This is a genomic window from Pseudobacteriovorax antillogorgiicola (genome assembly GCF_900177345.1).
Taxonomy (GTDB): domain Bacteria; phylum Bdellovibrionota_B; class Oligoflexia; order Oligoflexales; family Oligoflexaceae; genus Pseudobacteriovorax; species Pseudobacteriovorax antillogorgiicola.
In genome coordinates, this window is the sequence record NZ_FWZT01000001.1 from 384,227 (window position 1) to 404,727 (window position 20,501).

A 20,501-nucleotide genomic window follows, 5' to 3' on the forward strand; every position below is an offset into this window, starting at 1 on the left:
AGTTCTTTAATGGTTCTCGACCTATAGTCACATTGTTAGTAAATGTGGATTTTGGGTTTTTTTTCTCGCCACGCAGCAAGTATACTTACCAGCGTTTTAGTGAGTCTAAACAACATACAAGAAGAGCATCATAAATAAAACGAGACAAGCATGTTAAATCTGGCCAAGAAAATCTTTGGGACTAAAAACGATCGGGAACTCAAGCGATATCGTATGATCGTCGACGACATTAACAAACTAGAATCAAGTTTGGAGAAGCTGAGCGACGACGAGCTACGGCAAAAGACCCAAGAGTTCAAAGACAAACTGGCTAAAGGGGCAACTCAGTACGATATCTTACCAGAAGCTTTCGCCACAGTCCGCGAGGCTTCGAAGAGAACCCTTGGCATGCGCCACTTTGATGTTCAGATGGTTGGTGGTATCGCGCTGTTCGAAGGACGTATCGCTGAGATGAAAACTGGTGAAGGTAAAACCCTCACAGCAACCCTTCCTGTGTATTTACATGCCTTGTCAGGCAAAGGCGCCCACGTGGTGACCGTCAATGACTACCTGGCTTCGACTCAATCAGAAGAAATGGGCCAGCTTTACGGCTTCCTTGGAATGACTACGGGCCTGATCGTTCATGGACTCAATGATGAGCAACGTCGCGAAGCCTATCACTCAGATATTACCTACGGGACCAATAACGAATTCGGTTTTGACTACCTCAGAGATAATATGAAAACCGATCTCGGCCGCTATGTGCAGCGAGATCACAACTTCTGTATCGTCGATGAGGTTGACTCCATCCTTATCGACGAGGCGCGAACGCCTCTCATCATCTCTGGCCCTGCAGAAACCAACACCGAAATCTATGCAACGGTCAATGCGACAATTCCTGGCTTGCAAAAGGATAGCGACTATATAGTCGACGAAAAGTCGCGGAACGTTTCTCTAACAGAAGATGGCATCAGCAAGCTTGAGAAAAGGCTGCGGGTTGAAAATCTTTACGATCCATCTAACATTGAGTACCTCCACCACGTTCAGCAAGCTCTGAAGGCCCATGTAGTCTTTAAGAAGGACGTTGATTATGTTGTCCGTGATAATAAAGTCATCATCGTTGATGAGTTCACCGGACGATTGATGCCTGGTCGACGTTACTCTGATGGCCTTCATGGTGCACTGGAAGCCAAAGAGCATTTACCCGTTGAAAACGAGACCCAAGTTCTCGCTTCGATTACCTTTCAAAACTATTTCCGACTCTACAGTAGCCTCGCTGGTATGACTGGTACTGCTGATACTGAGGCGGTTGAATTTAAGAAAATCTATGAGCTTGACGTTGTTGTCATCCCCACGAACAAACCCATCGCTCGTCAGGATGATCAAGATGAGATCTACCGCACAGCACGGGAGAAGTTCAATGTGATCGCCGACGAGATTGCTAAGGCTCAAAAGCAAGGCCAGCCGGTCCTTGTGGGTACCGTATCGGTTGAGAAATCAGAGTTATTGGCGTCGCTACTACGCCAACGCAATATTCCCCACGAGATCCTTAACGCGAAAAACCATGGCCGTGAGGCGTCAATCATTGCTAACGCGGGCCAAAAGGGAAATGTCACAATCTCCACAAACATGGCCGGCCGAGGTACTGACATTAAGCTCGGTGAAGGGGTTTCAGCGGTAGGCGGACTTTTTGTTATCGGTACCGAACGCCATGAGTCGCGACGTATCGATAATCAGCTTCGTGGTCGTTCTGGACGTCAAGGTGACCCTGGTCGCAGTAAGTTCTTCCTTTCTCTCGAAGACGATCTCATGAGAATCTTCGCCTCCGACCGACTGTCAGCAATTATGAGCAGGCTCGGCATGAAGGAAGGGGAAGCGATTATTTCTCCCATGGTTACAAGAGCCATCGAAAAAGCTCAAAAACGTGTGGAAGAGCAAAACTTTTCCAGCCGAAAACACGTCCTTGAGTACGACGATGTCATGAATCAGCAGAGAAAAGTGGTCTATGGTCGTCGCCGTAACATCTTGGACGGTACGGTTGACTTATCCTTCATGAAAGACTCCGTCGAGGGAATCACAGAGGGTATATGCGCAAAGTACTCTCCTGAGCTTACCAATCAGCCGTCGTATGATATGAAGGCCATTCAAGAAGAGCTCAGCAACGAATTCCATATGGATTTAGATCTCAATATCGATGCCGAAGATGCAAGTATGGACGCTCTCCTTCATGCAACACAGGAAATCGTCCTTAAGCACTACAATGACAAGAAACTCAAGGTTAGCGAAGATATCATGAAAAAGGTGGAAGCCTTTGTTTATCTTCAAATTCTTGACCAAACTTGGAAAGATCATCTCCGGGCGATGGATCAATTGCAAGACAATGTTCGCTTGCGTGGCTATGCACAGCGAGACCCACTTCAAGAATACAAAAAAGAGGCTTTCAATCTATTCGAAAGCATGATGGGCCGCATTGAAGACGAGACAACTCTAGCACTTGTACGGATGCCTCCACCGGAGCTAGCCACAGAGCAAGATTTGGAAGTCGAAGAGCCCGACACAACGCAAATGAACTTCGCACACCCTGAAGCTGGCCCCGCACAAGCGGCTCCTGCTCCAAGTGGCAATGCAGAAGATGATGGCATGATCTACCATGGCTCTCGTTCAGGGCATGTCGAGACCGAGCCAAAAGCTCAACCATTTAAGCGGGATCTGGATAAAATTGGGCGCAATGATCCTTGTCCCTGTGGTTCTGGCAAAAAATTCAAGAAGTGTCACGGTCGCCCCGGAGCTGAACCTCTCGCCTAGGGGCAAGCTCATACAGATGGAAAATTAAAAGCCAAGCTTACGAAAGCTTGGCTTTTTTGTCATAATAAGCACTGAATGTCACGGGGAGGAGCTGGTGAAGCGGGTTTTTGAATTTATCCCAACGGACCATGATATCATCGTCTCACGTACCTTGGTCATGGTTCATCAGGCCATTGATGCAGCGTTCCCGAATGCTGCACCCGCATCACAAAGATTTGCAAAAACTGCTTTTGGGGGCGATGAACCTACCCTCACCCAAGGTGTTGGTGGAGGAGAGTGGGCTCAGATCAATATGGAAGACACCGCTCCCAAGAAGAAACTCTATGTTTCCGAAGAATCCGTGCTTCCCGAAGACGAACCAACACTTTCAAAAGAACTATTTCAGCAGAAACTCTGGAAGCAGAGCTTGATTGGCATTATCACAATCGCGATCTGCGCTCTTATTGTTTACTTCGTTATTGGCTAGTATCTTGGATTTTTACCGAGCAAGAGCCTGGTAGAATCATTTTCTTAGTTCTTGTCAAGAGCTGCTCGGTTAGTTAAACAGAACAATCTGCGTTTTATACTGCGCCTCTTACTTGTAAGGAATCTATATGTTACGACACGACGGACGGTCTTCAGACCAGATGCGCCCCCTCAGAATAGTCCCAAACTACACGAAACACGCTGCTGGTAGCGTACTTCTCGAATTTGGCGAAACAAAAGTTATCTGTACGGCATCGGTTGACGAGGGAGTCCCTTCATTTCTACGCAATGCAACACCGGCTCAAGGTTGGCTTACTGCAGAGTACTCAATGCTTCCCGGCTCCACGCAAACTCGTTCAAGGCGCGAGCGCCCTTCCCCATCAGGTCGGTCGCAGGAAATCCAACGACTTATTGGTCGCTCAATACGCGGCATCATTGATTTAACCAAATGCCCTGATTTCACGTTTACACTGGATTGTGATGTCATACAGGCAGATGGCGGCACGAGAACGGCTTCGATCACTGGTGCCTACGTGGCCCTGAAGATCGCCGTGGATAAGCTTCTTCGATCTGGCAAACTAAATCAGAACCCGCTCACAGATGCTGTCGCTGCAGTATCTGTTGGTCTTCGTGATAGCGCAGTTTTGGTTGATCTCGACTACCAAGAAGATAGTACCGCTGACCTAGATATGAATGTCGTCATGACTCAGAGTGGAAAGTTCTTAGAGATCCAAGGAACAGCTGAAAGAGCAGCCTTCTCCAAAGAGCAGGTTCTTGAGATCATGAATGCAGCTGAAGCCGCACTAAACCCTGTGTTTGACCTGCAGCATGAAGCAGCTGACGGCCGTGAGGTTGAGTCTTAAGATTTTGGCTTGGAGGGCCTTTCATCTGGCTCTCCTTCATAGGGGCAATGGCGACAGCCGTTGCCACAGCAGTACCCTCGCTTTTTCAGATAGGCCTCTGTTAACACCATCAAGCCATCTTCGAAGTAATAATCCTCATTCTCGATCAGCTTTTCCAAGCTCGCCACACCTGTAATTTATAAATTAATATTCGGTAGTTATCGTCTAATTCTCATGATTTTTCTAATCTTTCCGATACTATAGCATAATCTCACGAGGCTACTGTGAAAAAGCGGGAAACGAAGTCTCGCATGGTTTCCATGCGAATCACTGAAAAGCAATTTCAATATCTTGAGGATGTAGCCAAGCGCATCAGGCGTGAAACAGGCTTTCACGTCACCCGTGCGTCAATCATCTTAAAACTGATGGAGTATGGGGTTCCCTACCTAGACCGAGAGTTCCCCCCTGATGACGATCTAAATTCCTGAGCGAAGCCCAGGCCCTCGATCATCTGTTGGCTGAGGTTCGATTTCGCGGCCTGTGTCCTCAGGATAGTCGCCATTAAAGCAACCGTAGCAGTAGTTATGACTATTTGCCGCTCCTAAAGCTTCTTTCAAGCCTTCGATGCTAAGGAATCCTAGGGAGTCAGCCCCGATAAAGTCTCTCATTTCCTCAACATCACGTTGGGCTGCTAGAAGCTGACTTCTTTCCGGAGTATCAACACCGAAGTAACACGAGTGCGTAATCGGTGGAGAACCGAGCCGCATATGGATCTCTCGAGCACCCGCTTGTCGAATCATCCTAAGAATTTTTACAGATGTTGTCCCTCGAACTAGGGAATCATCAACGACAATCACTCGCTTATCCTTGAGGCAAGACATGACCGGATTGAGCTTCAGCTTGACCCCAAAATCTCTTATGGACTGCGAAGGCTCAATAAATGTGCGTCCCACATAGTGATTTCGGACCAGACCAAGTTCCATAGGAAGACCCGTCTGATTGCCATACCCAAGAGCCATAGGCACTCCTGAATCTGGTACAGCAATGACAACATCAGCATCTACATGAGATTCCCGAGCAAGTATTGCTCCCATCTTCTTGCGAAGCTCATAGATTTCCTCGTTGAAAATCTGGCTATCCGGTCTGGCAAAATAAATGGGTTCGAATGAACAAAACGCCTTGCGACTCGACTCAACTGGAAAGTAAGACTTCACTGAGCCATCGTTATGAATCTCAACCACTTCCCCTGGTGCAATCTCACGCTCAAATTCAGCATCGATCAGATCGAGAGCACAGGTTTCACTCACCACAACGACAGCTTCTCCACGACGCCCGAGTACTAGAGGGCGAAACCCAAAAGGATCGCGAAGGGCGAAGAGCCTGTCCTTCGTAAGAAGGAGTAAAGAGTATGCACCTTTGACCACCTTCATCACTTCGATGATCCTCTCCAATATGGACTCCTCATTGCTTCTCGCTAGGAGGTGCATGAAAATTTCCGTATCCGAAGTGGATTGAAATATGCTGCCTGATTTTTCGAGATCTTTCCTCAATTGAGAGGCATTGGTGAGATTTCCGTTGTGGGCAATGGCTAAGGAGCCGATCGCTGTATTAAATGAAAAAGGCTGGATATTTTGGACCATCTTCCCACCCGCAGTTGAGTAGCGATTGTGCCCAATTCCAACCTTTCCTTCTAACTTATCAAGGATGTCCTTGTTGAAGCCATCCCCTACGAGCCCGAACGCTTTATGGCCGGAGAAAGAGCCCTCTTTATTGAGGGTTACTATGCCTGCAGCCTCCTGTCCGCGGTGCTGCAGCGCATAAAGGGAGAGGTAGATGAGGTTTGCTGCTTCTTTGTCGCCGACGACACCTACTACCCCGCATTCTTCGCGGAATCCAGCCATATGTAGCTCCCGGATTTAATCCTTACTGGTTAAACCGGCCTTTAAATACTCCCGATTCATCTTAGCGATGAAGTCAACAGAAATACCCTTCGGACAAGCCGCTTCGCACTCAAATTGATTGGTACAATTGCCAAAGCCTTCTTTGTCCATTGTTTCTACCATGTTGAGAACCCTACGAGTACGTTCTGGTTGACCTTGAGGGAGCGTGGCCAAGTGTGAAACTTTCGCAGCGACAAATAACATCGCAGACGCGTTCTTGCAAGAGGCAACACAGGCGCCACAGCCAATACACTCCGCTGCATCCATTGCTTGATCTGCACTCTCCTTAGGAATGGGTAAGGCATTGGCATCTGGAACACCGCCGGTGCTTATGGTCACGTACCCACCCGATTGAATAATGCGATCGAAGGCACCGCGATCCACCATCAAATCTTTGATAATAGGGAAAGCCTTTGCCCGCCAAGGCTCTATGAAGATCTCATCGCCATCCTTAAAGCTGCGCATATGGAGCTGGCAAGTCGTGGTGCCTCGATCCGGACCATGGGCCACCCCATTGATAACCATCGAGCAGGCACCGCATATTCCTTCCCGGCAGTCGTGATCGAAGGTGATTGGTTCAATCCCCTTCTCAATCAACTCTTCGTTCACTTGATCCAACATTTCGAGAAAGGAGCTATGCTCAGAAATGTTTGACGCCTTGTAAGTTTCTAGCTTGCCTTTATCGTTGGCAGATTTTTGTCTCCAAACGTGTAGCGTGAGGTTCATTACTTGTAACTCCTTGTGGCTAGCTTGACGTTTTCAAATTCAAGTTGTTCTTTATGGCGAACAGGTTCTTGCCCCTCTCCCTTGTATTCCCAGACAGCAGCGTGAGCAAATTGATCGTCGTGACGAAGAGCTTCCCCTTCTTCTGTTTGGTGTTCTTCTCGGAAGTGACCACCACAAGACTCTTCACGAGCCAATGCGTCTCGACACATCAACTCTCCGTGCTCAAGGAAGTCTGCAACTCGTCCTGCTTTTTCCAAAGATTGGTTAGTGCAGTCTCCATCACCGAGCACGCGAACGTTTTGCCAGAACTCTTCTTTGATAGCCGGGATCTTTTGAATCGCTTCTTCGAGCCCAGCCTTATTGCGGGCCATACCACACTTATCCCACATCATCTTGCCAAGCTCTTTATGAAATGAATCAACACTCCGCTTGCCATTGATGTTTAGAAGTTTTTTAGTTTTTTCGGTAACCTCTTTCTCGACTTGCTTGAATTCGGGGCGATCTGTATCGACCTTATCTAGCTTGTGATTGGCTAGGTAATTGGCGATGGTGTAAGGGATCACAAAATAGCCATCCGCGAGACCTTGCATCAAAGCGCTTGCCCCCAAGCGGTTTGCACCGTGATCTGAGAAGTTAGCTTCACCGAGAACGTGCAAACCTGGAATGGTACTCATGAGGTTATAGTCGACCCAGAGTCCACCCATTGTATAGTGGACCGCAGGAAATATCCGCATCGGGACCTGATAAGGATTCTCTGCGGTAATCTTTTCGTACATTTGGAATAAGTTGCCGTACTTCTGCCGGATCGTATCTTCACCGTCGCGCTTGATCGCATCAGCAAAGTCGAGATAGACACCAAGGCCCGTTTCGCCAACACCATTGCCAGCATCGCAAGCTTCCTTGGCACTTCGAGACGCGATATCGCGAGGACTCAAGTTTCCAAAGCTTGGATATTTTCGTTCCAAGTAGTAATCCCGTTCTGACTCTGGAATGTCCCCAGGTGCCCGCTTGTCTCCTTGTTTCTTTGGCACCCACACGCGCCCATCATTCCTTAGAGACTCCGACATCAAAGTCAGTTTCGATTGATGGTCACCACTCACCGGAATACATGTAGGGTGAATCTGGGTGTAGCATGGATTGGCAAAGCCAGCACCTTTCTTGTAAGCGCGGAAAGCCGCAGTTACGTTGCAACCTTTCGCATTGGTTGAGAGGTAAAAGACATTCCCATACCCGCCCGTCGCAAGAACTACAGCTTCTGCTGCGTAAGACGATATTTTACCGGTTGTCATATCGCGAACAACGACACCTCGTGCTTGGCCATCAACCAAAACGAGATCCAACATTTCCGTTCGGGGAAACATCTTAACCTTACCAGCACCAACTTGCTTGCTTAGCGCGGAATATGCACCCAATAGAAGCTGCTGCCCCGTTTGGCCACGAGCGTAGAAGGTCCGAGACACTTGAGCGCCTCCAAAGGAGCGGTTCGCTAGTAGACCGCCATATTCCCGAGCAAAGGGAACGCCCTGGGCCACGCACTGGTCAATAATATCCACTGACACCTGAGCAAGACGATAAACGTTGGCCTCGCGAGACCTGAAATCGCCACCTTTTACCGTGTCGTAGAAAAGTCGAAAGACGCTGTCTCCGTCTCCCTGATAGTTTTTGGCTGCGTTGATTCCGCCTTGAGCCGCAATACTGTGAGCTCTTCGCGGGCTATCTTGATAGCAGAAGTTATAAACCTCGTAGCCTAGCTCTGAGAGAGTCGCAGCAGCCGAGGCTCCTGCAAGGCCTGTACCCACGACAATCACACGATATTTTCTCTTGTTTGCTGGGTTCACCAACTTCATTTCGAATTTATGCTTTTCCCACTTCTCTGCAATGGGTCCACTTGGGATTTTAGCATCTAGTTGCATGTCGACTCCTTTTGCGTTCTTTGCAATGACTTCTTATCGGTTTACTTGACAATACCCAAGAGCACAGCGAGCGGAATACTGACGCCAGCGAGTGCTACGAGCCAACCGATCGAAGGGGGAACTAAGTTGATGAATGTACGATATTTGGGATGATTGAGACCCAGCGACTGAAACATACTCTTCGATCCGTGGCTGAGATGTATTCCCACTAGTATCACAGCGGCCATATAGAAAACTGACAATAAAGGTTGCTGGAAGCCTGCAACAACCATGGTGTAGACATCATCGCGACCCATGCTATCTACATAAGGCCCATCGTAGGCGACAACACGCCAGGTAAAGTGAGCCAAATGAAAGATGACGAAGGCAAGAATGATCATGCCAGTTTGCGGCATGAAACGGGACGCGAATGACGCTTGAATTGTATTGCCCTTTGCATAGCCCTGCGGGCGGGCGCTCTTGTTGGCCGCAGTGAGGCGAATCGCGGTAACAATGTGAATCGCAAACATGGCCACAAGACCTAACCGAGCGATCCAAAGCCCGCCAAAGGGAATTTCCCTCAGAGCGATCGCATAATTGTTCATCGCATCCTGACCAGCGAATAATGTGAGATTGCCGAGGATGTGAACGATGAAAAAGCCATAAACCCCCAGCCCGGTGATTGCCATAAGGTACTTTGAACCTAGTGACGAACGAAAAAAGTGTAGCATCCAGCTCATAAATGATGTCTCCGCACGGAAATAAACATAGTCGCAAAACGGAATTAACCCGCTGTTACTTAACTGATCGGCAAAAGTTTTTCCACGATAAAGGCGAAATAGGTGCGGCTATGGCGCACCAAGCTTTGACAAGATAACATGAAAAGAAGATTAAGCATATAGAGAGGACTGGGGCGGTCCACCCACCGCAGTTACTGCCGACCTACAGTCACCATTGTCAAGCGATCAGGATCGAGAAGACGGGTTGCGACGCGCATGACATCCTCTGCTTTCACAGAGCGGACACGGTCAGAATAAAGCAGGAAGTCATTATAGCCTAGGCCGTAAGCTTCCATCAGAGCCATGGTCATTGCCTGAGCATCGCCCCGCTGCATCTCGGATTCGTGGGAGCCAATCAGATAGTTTTTGGCTCGATCTATTTCATCGGCGGACGAAAGTTCTTTGCCAATAGTCATAAACTCACGACGAAGCTCCTGTAGAGCTTGATCGACCTTCCTAGGGGCGCAAGCCATGTAAGCTCCAAAAGCTCCTTTATGACGACCATATGTGAGCATTGGCGTCACCGTGTAGGCAAGACTTTCCTTGTCCCTTAAGTTGACAAAAAAGCGTCCCCCGCTTCCGCCAAGGATGGTAGATAGTACATCTAAGGCACATCGGTCGGGATCATCCCAGCTCAACCCAGCTCCACCATAAACAATATGAGTTTGCTCCTTATCAGCCTCAATCTTGGCATGCTCTGAAACCACCTCGAAGTCTTTAGCAGGGTAAAGGCTACGGCGACCGGCCTGAGGTTCCCAAGAATCGAAAAGCTCTCGGACTAAATCTTCAACCTCCTCTTCGGGAAGATCACCTACCGCACCCACCACCCAAGGGCCTTGATCACGAAAACTTTGAAAGTCGCTGACTAAGGCTGATGGAGTCATTGCTGACACTGAATCCCAGCTACCATAGAGTGGATAGCGATAGGGGTGATCGCCAAAGACTCTTTCTTGAAACCGTCGCACAGCAAGACTTGCAGGAGAATCCTGTTCGGACCTCATATCATCTTGGATCTCAAGTTTGGTAATTTCCCATTGCCTCTCAGGGAATACCGGATGCAGAAGACAGTCGCGCCAAATTTTCGCCATATGGTGAACGTGATCCGAGAAACACTGAAGCTTGATGCCAAGACTGTCCTTCCCCGAGAAACCAGCCATTACAGCGCCGTTACTTTCAATCTCTTCGATGATCTCTTCGTAGCTTGCAGACTTGGATGCGCAGGTTAATAAGTTCGCAAAGCAGTTTTGGATCCCCGGATTAGAGCCATCAGCCCGCAAACCACCTTCTGTCACGGCCACAAGATTGAAAAGCGATGGACCGGCATGACGTCTGTAGACCAGTTTTAAACCTGGCTTGATATCTAGAATCGTGGGTCCAAGCTTCTTACTAACTGAATTGACAACCGCCGAAGGAGCAGCCTCCTTGAGATCTCCAGTTCCGGACGTGAAGCCCTTGATATAAGCCTGCCGCACATTCTCTTCCGCCAGTGTCATGCCTTTAGGAACAATAGCCACAAGAACTGCCTGGTCCCGCTTTAGCCAGCCATTAATAGCATTCGTAACTGAATCACTACTCGCATGCAAAACCTTTGCTTCATAGACCACATCATACTGGGTTTTGTGACTGGTGCTAAGACTGAAGCCGAGGGAGCGCGCTTGACCATTGACTGTTTCCTCTTGATAGAGCTGATCAGCTCTCAGGTTTGTAATCGCCCGACTTAACTCGCGGCTGGTCACTGGCTCGACAGCTTTCAAACGACCTAATTGCTCCGCAAGGCTAGAAATGCACTCTAAAATTTTACTAGGTTCGGGAATCGCACTCACACCAAATATCCCACCGAACTTAGGACTATAAAGCGAGCAGCCCACGGAACTTGCAACACCTTGCTCATCCCGAAGCTTGCGAGTTAAACGTGACGAGTCTCCAGCCCCTAGGGCAAAAGCAGCGAGATCCAGATCCACGTGATCAGGGTGTTCCATCGCAGGCCCCGGGTAGGCAATTTCAATCCTAGGCTGTGCATATTCACCTTCGATTAGATGAACAGGAATTGTAGACGGATGAGAGCAATTGAGGGGAATTTCCACATGAGGCGCTTGCCCTTCAACTTTGCCAAACAGGCTCTTGATGGCTTCATAAATCTCTGCCGTATCAACATCACCGGTTACAACCACCTTCATGTTGTTCGGCTGATACCATCGCTGATGAAAGCCCTTCACTTTATCACGATCAAACCCTGAAACTGATTCCACTGTGCCAATGATCGGCCTGGCCGCGGGGCTCCCTTGGTACAGCTCTTCGAATACCTTGCGGCCCAACTGGTTGCCAGGATTGTCGAGACCTTGCCGGATTTCTTCTAGGATGACTTCCTTTTCACGGGTCAACTCGTCTTCATCAAAGGCACTGTTAAAAACTGCATCAGCAAGAAGCTCAAGCCCCTTCCGCCAATGTTCCGTGGTCAGGGTTAGGTAGAATACCGTGTGATCGAAGGTGGTGAAAGCATTGATATCGCCACCGTAACTTTCGACGAGACGCGAGATTTCGCCAACTCCATGGGCCTCTGTTCCCTTGAAGAGCATGTGCTCAAGAACATGAGCCATCCCATATTCGTCAGGTTGTTCGTGAATCGAGCCAGCTCCCACCCAACACTGAATGGCTACCATTCGTGAAAAGTGGGTTTCCTTGATTGCAACTTCAGTTCCGTTGCTAAGCTTTCTGTGGAGCATACTTATCCATTCTTAGCCACTAGATCTTCATGAACACTTGCAGCGTGAGAGCAGACTGTAAATCGCTGTAATTCATGTGGGGTTGAGAAACCGTGTACACGAATGAGTAGTCTTTTTGATAAACACCGATACTGCCTGCAATGCTGCTACGACGCTCATCGTCGCCTACCGTAGTTCCAAAATTTGTGGCCACTTTTAAGAGATTATATACGGTTGCTTTTCCGCCCAAAAATACCATTTTTTCTGGGGATTGTAGACCCTTTAAGGAAGACTCATCTAACTCCAGCCCCGGAATCGCTACAAGCGAGCCTTCAAAGTCCTTCACCCTTTCTCGTTGCCGGTAGTCCGCATGCAAGGAGACTAGGTTTTCGATCATATCCCAGGAGAGACCTGCCTTATAGAATCGAGGAGCAAAGGCCTGGACTTTGTCATTATTGAGGTTTTGGGCCGACAACCCCACTCGTAGTGAGCGTGCTAGGTATGCCACTGCCCCTACACCGAGGGATAAGCCATCAACGACTTTCTGCTGTTCTAATTCCGGCTCAAGTCCTTCGACATAGTAGCCTGCGATACCGACAGCAAACCACCTAAAAGGATAAGCCACCCCGAGCGAGGCACGCTTTAGAACGCGGCTATCCCGGCTAAGTGGGTCAACAAATGAATCGTTGGCATCTCCTTGAAAACCAACATAAGACGCACCCGCAGCATACTGAGACGTCTTACCATCGACTATTCCTAAACGGTAATAATCTCGCCCCTCGGTAGGCCAGTGATAACTTGCGGAGACCGAGTACTCACGATCGAGGACTAGCAATGCAGGATTGATGTAAATAGCGTCGATCCCTGTAGCCTGAGCTACACCTGCATTCATGACCCCAAGAGTCGAAGAGCCAGCTAACTCGTATTCATCCGGTATTCTAAAGTCTCTCTCGACCCCATGGCAGGGCGAGCTTAGGGCCCCCATCAAGGACACCCGAGCAATCCACTTCACAGAAACCTCCTTACAGATAGAGCTTGTTTCTTGGGCAATGGACAGCTGGTCCTGGCTTCCCAAGAAACTCTTATTTTTTGGCGGCAGCTTTTGGCGAGAGACTCACAACGTGATGTTTTTGAATCTTCAGCTGATTGTTGGCGCCCGCGTCGATCGTCACAAACGCGTCCGAGACAGCCTTGATACGACCGATAATCCCACCAGTTGTGACAACTTCATCTCCAGACTTTAGGTTCTGAAGCAGCTCTTGGTGCTCTTTTTGTTTTTTCTGCTGAGGCCGAATCATAAATAAGTACATGATCACAAGGATCATTGCAGGCATCGCCAGCAGTTCTAACATAGACGGCTCAGCTGCCGCCTTACCTTGTGCGAGGGCCGTTCCAACAAAAAGATTATTAATCATTGACATACTCCAGACAACGGACATTTTGATTAGCCCACGAATCTACTTTAGTCGAAGCTAGTTTGCAACGGCTGACGGCCCTTGCTTAGCAGAGTCAAAATGAGGAGGCTGTAAGTTTTGGTAAGCCATGGTTTGAATCTGTAAACGCTCTAGGGGCAACATCTTCGCCAAACTGACTACCATCATAATCTGGCACATGAAACCGGAATAGTAGCTTGCCAAGACAAGGGCAATACCTGTGATTTCAAGGAACCGTGAAAGGTACTCGGGATGTGCGCAAAAACGGTACGGCCCTGATTCAACTTTCGGCACTCCATAGATGTAGATGCAGTAGCGAGACCACATACGCCCTAAAGAGTGCATCGACCATGTGCGTAGACTTAAACCCATGAATGTCAGTAAGCACCCTAGGAGCTGACTGACTTGACTTGGGTCTCGGTCAATCACAAAAAACTCTATGATACCAAGGGGAACAGCTAAAAAGTGCCAGACGTAGAAGCGCCGAAATAAACTTCGGCCTAGCTCCTCACCCCCAGCGTGCTTCAAAAAAGGGAGATTCATACGCTGTAATCGAGCTTCAGCCAGTATACTAAGAGCAAACCCTGATACAACGGAACTTGCTAGTAACCATGGGGTCATGGGTACTCCCTCAGTGGATTCTATTATACATTTGGACGCTCAGTATAATAGATTGCCATAAAGAGCTAGTGCACGAAAACCCTCTTTCAAAAAAAACCGGTTCCGCGTATGAAGCCCAATGCAACGAGCAGTCGGAGGATTTGATGATCGACATAAGCGGACTCAATAGCCAACAACATGAGGCAGTTACCACGATATCAGGGCCATCTATGATCCTTGCGGGCGCTGGCACAGGTAAAACGCGGGTCATCACTTATCGGATCGGTCATATGATCGATCAGGGGATTCAGCCCGAGCAAATTGTCGCTATGACATTTACTAATAAAGCAGCTCGGGAGATGAAAGAGCGGCTGATTTCTTTAGTGGGAAGTCATGGTAAAGGTATCATGGTAGGTACCTTTCATAGCTTCTGCATTAAGATTCTGCGGCGTTTCGCTGAAGAAGCTGATCTCGATCCACGGTTCTCCTTGGCTGGTACCTCTGATCAACTTGACTTAGTTCGTCGCTCCCTAGAAGAAAAAGGCTGGCACGGTCTCTACAAGCCAGATGATATACTTTCTAGAATCAGTCGCGCTAAAAACGCATTGCTAATTCCTGAAACAATGCTTGAAGAAGCTTTACAGGCTAAGTTTGAAGATGAAGACCTTAGCTTCCTCAAAGAAGTTTACCAACTCTACGAACGGCAACTCAAACTCAACAGGGTCATCGACTTTGATGACTGTATCTTGAAGACTGCTCTGGTGTTGCGTCGCCGTTCGGATGTCTTAGAGCGTCTTCAAGGGGAATACACCCACTTTCTAGTGGATGAGTTTCAAGATACCAACTTTGCTCAGCTCTCAATCCTGGAGCTACTAGCCGGTAAGCTCAACAATATTTGCGTTGTCGGCGACGATGATCAATCGATTTATAGCTGGCGAGGAGCGATGGTCGAGACACTTGACCGATTTGAAAACATCTTCAAAGGCACCAAGCTTATCAAACTCGAACAGAACTACCGCTGCACCAACGTGATCCTCAATGCAGCTAACAACGTGATCAAAAACAATCAAGGTCGGAAAGATAAGACCCTTTGGAGTAAATCCCAAAGTGAAGAGTATATCACGCTTACCTCGAAACGAGACGATGGCGAAGAAGCCCGTTGGATTGCTCAAAAGTGCTTCGGTCTCCTGGGTCAGGGCTATCGCCCCAAGGATATAGGTATTCTGTATAGAGCTAACTCTCAGGCGAGATCTCTTGAGACGGCCTTGCGAGAAAGGAACCTTGTTTACAAGGTGTATGGCGGATCAAGCTTCTTTGAAAGAAAGGAAGTGCGTGATTTTCTTGCTTATTTCAAATTATCCCTCGATCCTCACGACCGCATGAGCTTTTGGAGAGTGATTAATACGCCCTCACGAGGGGTTGGCCTCAAAACATTGGAACGGATCGAAGAGCGTTCCAAGGAGCTTAAAATTTCACCATTTGAAGTTCTAGTCAGAAATGAAGTGAAACTCGTAGGCAAGGCCAATGACGCTGTGGGTCAATTCGTGAAAGATGTCCAATCACAATCCAAGTGGCCTATCATCCACATTGACGATTTAGAAAAACGAGGCGGCGAAATTATCAAAGCTTTTGGCTTAGAGGATGACATTCGGCAAAAGACAAGTCACGAAGGGGCTAAAAAACGGAAATTGGAGTCTCTCAAAAAACTCCCCGAGTGGATCAAAGGCATTGGTGAAAACCAGGTCGAGGAACGTGGATCTCTGAATATACTAGACTTACTTGACCAGCTCACCCTTTCAGATGACAAGTCGGGAAAGAATGATAAGGGCCCTGAAAACCACATCTCACTGATGACAATCCACGCATCCAAAGGCCTAGAGTTCCCAGCAGTATTCGTTTGCGGTATTGAGGATGACCTGCTTCCCCACAAAAATAGCATCGACTGCCCTATGTCTGTCCAAGAAGAGCGGCGGCTTTTTTATGTTGCGATCACTCGTGCGAAGGTAAAACTACACCTCAGCTTTGCCCGCGAGAGATTTTCCAATTTTCAAAAGCAAGATCGCAAGCCTAGTCGCTTCCTAAAAGAACTCCCTAAAACCGGTGTCGTAACCGATACGGAGCTCCAATCGCTGAATCACCTTACAAGCGAGCAGGATAGAAGGGAGCGAAATGCTAAAAGGCTAAGCCGACTTCGCGATAGTATTAAGGGTGGATTCAGTTAGCAATTCAGGTAGGGTTGTAGGGAGAACCTAATATGGTGGACGCCTGATTAATCGCCAAGATCCACATCGATCACACCCTTATCTTTCACAAATTGCCTTAGGTTCTTTATGATCTTAACTTCCAACTGACGTGCTCGCTCACGACTCACTCCGTAGCGATCCCCAATTTCTTGCAAGGTCAATGGGTTTTCGGAAATAATCCGATCTTCAAAAATCTCTAAGTCCCGATCTTTAAGAGTGTCCTTGAACTCCTCAAGATGCTCAGCGAAAAGATCGATCACTTCCAGTTCGGCCAGTTGGTCTTCGGCAGATTCTTCCTGAGTGGGTATCATTGAGCCACGACTCACGCTTTCGCCACCATCTTTTTGAATAGGAGCATCCAAAGAATAGTCCGGAGCACTCAGACGCATCTGCATTTCAATAACGTCTTTCTCCTTCACATTCAGATTTTCAGCCAGCAACTTCGTATCGATCCGATCGTACTCCGCTAAAAGACGATCAGCTTCCTTCTTGAGATTAAAAAACAATTTACGCTGAGCCGCTGTTGTTCCAATTTTGACCTGGCTCTTATTATCCATGATATGCTTCAAGATAAAGGCTCGGATCCACCAAGCCGCGTAACTTGATAATTTGACACCCTTATAGGGGTTGTATTTTTTGACGGCCTGCATGAGGCCGTAGTTTCCCTCTTGAATGAGATCGAGGAGATTCACTTGTGCCTGCCGGAAGTCATTGGCAATTTTGACAACGAGGCGCAGGTTCGAGGTTACCAGACGATGAGCTGCTGTGATATCACCGTCTTCGAAATGCTGCCGAGCTGTTTCAAACTCCTCTTCAGGGGAAAGTAAGGGATATTTTGCAATTTCTTGTAAATAAAGTTGAAGAGGCGACATTTTTGCGGGAACGCCGCCTGACTGCTTCGCAGGTAACTTTTGACTCATATCTAACCTTTTCAACCTTGAGGGCTCAACTATGTCGAGAATCGGGATCATAGCAAATCCCTACTCTAAATTAAATAAGCGAAATCCAGCCCAAATTGAGACTCTGCGTACCATTGCTAGCAAGCATGCGGACTTCTTCGTCACCGACTCCCTTCAAGACCTTAGCCAAAAAGTGAAGACAATGGCAAACACAGGTTTCGATGTCATTGCAATTTGCGGTGGTGATGGCACCATTGCACTCACTATGACCGAAATTATTCGTTGGTACACCAGAAAAGAACTACCCAAAATCGCAATTTTAAAGGGCGGTACCATGAATCTGGTGGCATCGCAAATCAATATCCAAGGCTCCCAGGCCTCGGTCCTACGGCGTTTGATCCGACGCGTTGAGCAAAGGTCAGCACTCACTACATCGAAACTTCAGACATTACAAGTTGGCGATCATTTCGGCTTTCTCTATGCTGATGGATCAGCCGTTAGAATCCTGAAAGAGTTTTATAGAAAAAAGTCCGGAATTTTAGGAGCCATCTGGCTCGGGCTTAGACTGGTCTCATCATTTCTGCGCAAGGGTCGCCTGGTGAGCAAGCTTATTTACGAAGAAACGGTCAAAGCCAAGAGCGGCGCTCAAACCATGGAGTTTACAAGTCTAGGTAATTTTGCAGGCACCATTCGTAAGTTACCGTTGGGCTTTCCCCTTCTACCTCTTGCTATGAAACAGAAGGGTCTGTTTCAGGCGACGTTTATCACCTGTCCCAAGGAAAAACTATTATGGCAATTGCCATTGATCATGATAAAACATAAGGAAGGAACTTCATTAGGGAAATATTCCATTTGCTGCGATGAGCTAGAAATTTCTTCTCAATCTCCACTGCACTACACCCTAGATGGTGAACTCTTTATTCATGATGAGACCACACCGTTGAAAATTTCCCAAGGGCCAGAGGTTGAGTTCATAAAGCTGTGATGGTCAGACGAACATGGATAAAGAACCGCTACACGGAACGAAATTAATGAATAAGCCTTTAAAAGATTCATTCACCAGTAAGAAGCGCGGCGATGCCTTACCACCGCCGCCCCCAAGCGCGATATGCGATGCCTTAGGTGTCACTCAGATAACAATCGATTGGTTGGCGGGGGATGGCTCCGACCGCTGCTACTACCGGCTATTTTCTCCAGAAATCCCCAGCTCCTTGGTTCTTATGCAACTCTCGGGACAAGACGCTGAAGCACTACGAGAGAACGGCTATGAGTGGATTCAAATTGGAGATATTCTAAGCCAGTACCAAATATTCGTACCAAAGACCGTACGAACAATGCCTGACTTCGCTGCTATTATCATCGAAGACTATGGCGATATTATGATGGAGTCAGTGGCCCAGCAAGCTCTATCCGAAGGCTCCTCAGATGAGGTTCTAGAGCTTTATCGAAGCAGCTTCTATATACTAAAAAAGTTTCTCAAAATTTCCGGTGAGCCAAATGCTCCTTGGTGCAAACGAAAATTCGATTCAGAGCGTTTCCAGTGGGAACTCAATTTCTTCCGTAAAGAATTTCTTGAACCTGTTGCCGGCATTCATTTGAATCACGAAGACTTAAAGATCTTTGAAGAAGAGTCGATGCGGCTCTCGGATCACATTTCATCTTCTTCAGACTACTTTGTTCACCGAGACTTCCACTCACGAAACATCATGGTCCACGATAATACTCTCGCTGTAATCGACTTTCAGGATGCTCGATACGGTCCGGCCGCATATGATCTCGTATCTCTTTGCTTCGACTCCTACGTACCTCTACCAAACGAAACTCGGCACTTCTTATTGGAAGAAGGTATTCAGATCTTGTCTGACGGTGACCCAGCTCTGCAAGATACCTTGAAAAAGCAATGGTCCGCCACTCTTCTACAAAGGCAGATTAAGGCCATTGGTAGCTTCGGCTACTTATCCATGAAGAAGAACCGTGGCAACTACCTAAAATATGTCAAGCCAGCCTTGAATACGCTAAGCTCGGACCTTGTTTACGACGAACGTTGGCCAATGCTTTCAGCTAGTCTACTCGCAAGAATCGAACAAAGTATAGGTTGATAATTTCATGAAATCTCTCATATTGGCTGCTGGATTCGGAACTAGGCTGAGACCTCTAACCAACAGCCGACCAAAACCTCTATGTCCCTTCTTTGGAGTTCCATTTTTAGAGCTTGCATTGTCACGAGTAAGCAAGGAAGCTAAAGATATTGCGGTGAATACCCACTACCTTGGTGAAACCATAGAAAAATACTTGGCATTACACCACCAAGAGAAGCCACTCAAAGTATTCCATGAACCTGAAATCCGTGGGACCGGAGGAGCACTTTTTCCTCTCCGCTCCTGGTTAGGCGACGAACCACTATTGATATATAACGCTGATATTATCAGCAATATCGACATTTCTAGGGTGATCAATGCCCATCGCAAATCGAATTCCATTGCAACCATGGTGATGCTTCCCCACGCTATTCCTTTAAAAACCCCTGTTTATTGTCAAGACTCTCAAGTTCTCGCATTTGGGGACAAACCACCAAGTTCAAACGGAAAATTCACGTTTTCAGGTATCCATATTGTATCTTCTGAGTTTGTCTCTCGTATTCCCGAAACAGTCCCATGGAGCGTGATCGATACTTACAAAAAACTCATTGCAGAAGGCCATCGAGTCCAGGCTTATTTTCACTCTGGATTCTGGTCCGACCTAGGAACTCCCCAAAGTCTTTGGGAAAGCCATATTGAAGTCTTGAAGAGCAACCCAAACAAACTCTTATCCGAACTTGGGGTCACTGAAGCACGGGCGAAATTTATGTACCCCTCTTTGGTCTGTGATACGAAGAACCACTCTGCCTGGCGAGACACGATCAATCTTCAAGGGCGGTGCTTTAATAGCCTGGTCGACAGTGATCAGTCTATTCAACAGACTATCCACGATAGTCTGATCATTCATCCCAAGATGACCATTCATAATCAGCCTATACAGCGGCGACTATACATCGATGAAGTGGAGCTTTCTTTCTAGTGAGTTGGGAGGACTCTAATTTGGAGGATTTGCTTTTGAGGATGCTTTGAAGTTGATATTTGGTGCTTAAAGGTATCTATTTTTAAATTTCTTCTAAAAACAAGTCTTATCTTAGTAAGTTATTTATAAGACAAATTTT

At 47.6% G+C, this 20,501-nt stretch carries 18 protein-coding genes; 8 read left to right on the forward strand and 10 right to left on the reverse strand.

Translation table 11 applies throughout. The annotated features are described in order from the left end of the window. The first annotated feature begins 150 nt into the window (after positions 1 to 150). The 3 genes from secA to rph all read left to right on the forward strand — a co-directional run bounded on the left by secA (position 151) and on the right by rph (position 4,112). Entirely contained in the window at positions 151 to 2,784 is a 2,634-nt protein-coding gene (gene secA / locus B9N89_RS01940; protein WP_132314492.1) for a preprotein translocase subunit SecA, read from the forward strand. A 94-nt stretch (positions 2,785 to 2,878) separates the two neighbouring features. Then, positions 2,879 to 3,250 carry a hypothetical protein gene (locus B9N89_RS01945; protein ID WP_132314491.1) on the forward strand — a complete coding sequence of 124 codons (372 nt, stop codon included), beginning with the start codon at positions 2,879 to 2,881 and terminating at the stop codon, positions 3,248 to 3,250. 127 nt (positions 3,251 to 3,377) lie between these two features. After that, complete coding sequence (gene rph / locus B9N89_RS01950) at positions 3,378 to 4,112, forward strand: ribonuclease PH (RefSeq protein ID WP_132314490.1); 735 nt, start codon at positions 3,378 to 3,380, stop codon at positions 4,110 to 4,112. Here the strand turns inward: rph and B9N89_RS31180 are convergent. Next, positions 4,109 to 4,270, reverse strand: coding sequence for a C1orf53 family protein (locus B9N89_RS31180; RefSeq protein WP_159455076.1), 162 nt, complete (start codon positions 4,268 to 4,270; stop codon positions 4,109 to 4,111). The genes rph and B9N89_RS31180 overlap by 4 nt on opposite strands. 105 nt (positions 4,271 to 4,375) lie before the next feature. Here B9N89_RS31180 and B9N89_RS01955 point away from each other — a divergent pair, with 105 nt between their 5' ends. Continuing rightward, positions 4,376 to 4,579 (forward strand): hypothetical protein, encoded by a 204-nt coding sequence (locus B9N89_RS01955; RefSeq protein ID WP_132314489.1) that lies wholly within the window; start codon positions 4,376 to 4,378, stop codon positions 4,577 to 4,579. On the opposite strand, the gene purF is transcribed toward B9N89_RS01955, so the two are convergent. The 8 genes from purF to B9N89_RS01995 all read right to left on the reverse strand — a co-directional run bounded on the left by purF (position 4,568) and on the right by B9N89_RS01995 (position 14,184). After that, positions 4,568 to 5,992 (reverse strand): amidophosphoribosyltransferase, encoded by a 1,425-nt coding sequence (gene purF, locus B9N89_RS01960; protein ID WP_132314488.1) that lies wholly within the window; start codon positions 5,990 to 5,992, stop codon positions 4,568 to 4,570. The genes B9N89_RS01955 and purF overlap by 12 nt on opposite strands. A gap of 15 nt (positions 5,993 to 6,007) precedes the next feature. Continuing rightward, positions 6,008 to 6,757 carry a succinate dehydrogenase/fumarate reductase iron-sulfur subunit gene (locus B9N89_RS01965; RefSeq protein WP_132314487.1) on the reverse strand — a complete coding sequence of 250 codons (750 nt, stop codon included), beginning with the start codon at positions 6,755 to 6,757 and terminating at the stop codon, positions 6,008 to 6,010. After that, the gene (locus tag B9N89_RS01970) at positions 6,757 to 8,670 is read right to left on the reverse strand and encodes a fumarate reductase/succinate dehydrogenase flavoprotein subunit (protein ID WP_132314486.1); all 1,914 of its coding nucleotides are present in this window, start codon (positions 8,668 to 8,670) and stop codon (positions 6,757 to 6,759) included. Before B9N89_RS01970 ends, B9N89_RS01965 begins: the two co-directional genes overlap by 1 nt. Before the next feature lie 41 nt (positions 8,671 to 8,711). Next, the gene (locus tag B9N89_RS01975; RefSeq protein ID WP_132314485.1) at positions 8,712 to 9,389 is read right to left on the reverse strand and encodes a succinate dehydrogenase cytochrome b subunit; all 678 of its coding nucleotides are present in this window, start codon (positions 9,387 to 9,389) and stop codon (positions 8,712 to 8,714) included. 191 nt (positions 9,390 to 9,580) lie between these two features. Further along, positions 9,581 to 12,151: a M16 family metallopeptidase gene (locus tag B9N89_RS01980; RefSeq protein WP_132314484.1), complete on the reverse strand. Its 2,571-nt coding sequence runs from the start codon at positions 12,149 to 12,151 to the stop codon at positions 9,581 to 9,583. Positions 12,152 to 12,170: 19 nt separating this feature from the next. After that, positions 12,171 to 13,142: a PorV/PorQ family protein gene (locus B9N89_RS01985; protein WP_132314483.1), complete on the reverse strand. Its 972-nt coding sequence runs from the start codon at positions 13,140 to 13,142 to the stop codon at positions 12,171 to 12,173. Positions 13,143 to 13,212: 70 nt separating this feature from the next. Further along, positions 13,213 to 13,545 carry a preprotein translocase subunit YajC gene (gene yajC, locus B9N89_RS01990; protein ID WP_159455077.1) on the reverse strand — a complete coding sequence of 111 codons (333 nt, stop codon included), beginning with the start codon at positions 13,543 to 13,545 and terminating at the stop codon, positions 13,213 to 13,215. Positions 13,546 to 13,602: 57 nt separating this feature from the next. Beyond that, positions 13,603 to 14,184, reverse strand: a complete 582-nt coding sequence (locus tag B9N89_RS01995) for an isoprenylcysteine carboxylmethyltransferase family protein (RefSeq protein ID WP_132314481.1) — start codon at positions 14,182 to 14,184, stop codon at positions 13,603 to 13,605. A 143-nt stretch (positions 14,185 to 14,327) separates the two neighbouring features. Between B9N89_RS01995 and B9N89_RS02000 the strand changes: the two genes are divergently transcribed. Further along, on the forward strand, positions 14,328 to 16,385 hold the full coding sequence (locus B9N89_RS02000; protein WP_159455078.1) for an ATP-dependent helicase: 2,058 nt from the start codon (positions 14,328 to 14,330) through the stop codon (positions 16,383 to 16,385). A 47-nt stretch (positions 16,386 to 16,432) separates the two neighbouring features. On the opposite strand, the gene B9N89_RS02005 is transcribed toward B9N89_RS02000, so the two are convergent. Then, positions 16,433 to 17,326, reverse strand: a complete 894-nt coding sequence (locus B9N89_RS02005) for an RNA polymerase factor sigma-32 (protein WP_159455079.1) — start codon at positions 17,324 to 17,326, stop codon at positions 16,433 to 16,435. 31 nt (positions 17,327 to 17,357) lie between these two features. Between B9N89_RS02005 and B9N89_RS02010 the strand changes: the two genes are divergently transcribed. The 3 genes from B9N89_RS02010 to B9N89_RS02020 are packed head-to-tail and all read left to right on the forward strand — an operon-like array spanning position 17,358 to position 20,362. After that, positions 17,358 to 18,290 carry a diacylglycerol/lipid kinase family protein gene (locus B9N89_RS02010; RefSeq protein ID WP_132314478.1) on the forward strand — a complete coding sequence of 311 codons (933 nt, stop codon included), beginning with the start codon at positions 17,358 to 17,360 and terminating at the stop codon, positions 18,288 to 18,290. Between the two features lie 46 nt (positions 18,291 to 18,336). Next, entirely contained in the window at positions 18,337 to 19,404 is a 1,068-nt protein-coding gene (locus tag B9N89_RS02015; protein ID WP_159455080.1) for an aminoglycoside phosphotransferase family protein, read from the forward strand. Between the two features lie 7 nt (positions 19,405 to 19,411). Further along, positions 19,412 to 20,362: a nucleotidyltransferase family protein gene (locus tag B9N89_RS02020; RefSeq protein WP_132314476.1), complete on the forward strand. Its 951-nt coding sequence runs from the start codon at positions 19,412 to 19,414 to the stop codon at positions 20,360 to 20,362. Positions 20,363 to 20,501: the final 139 nt, after the last annotated feature.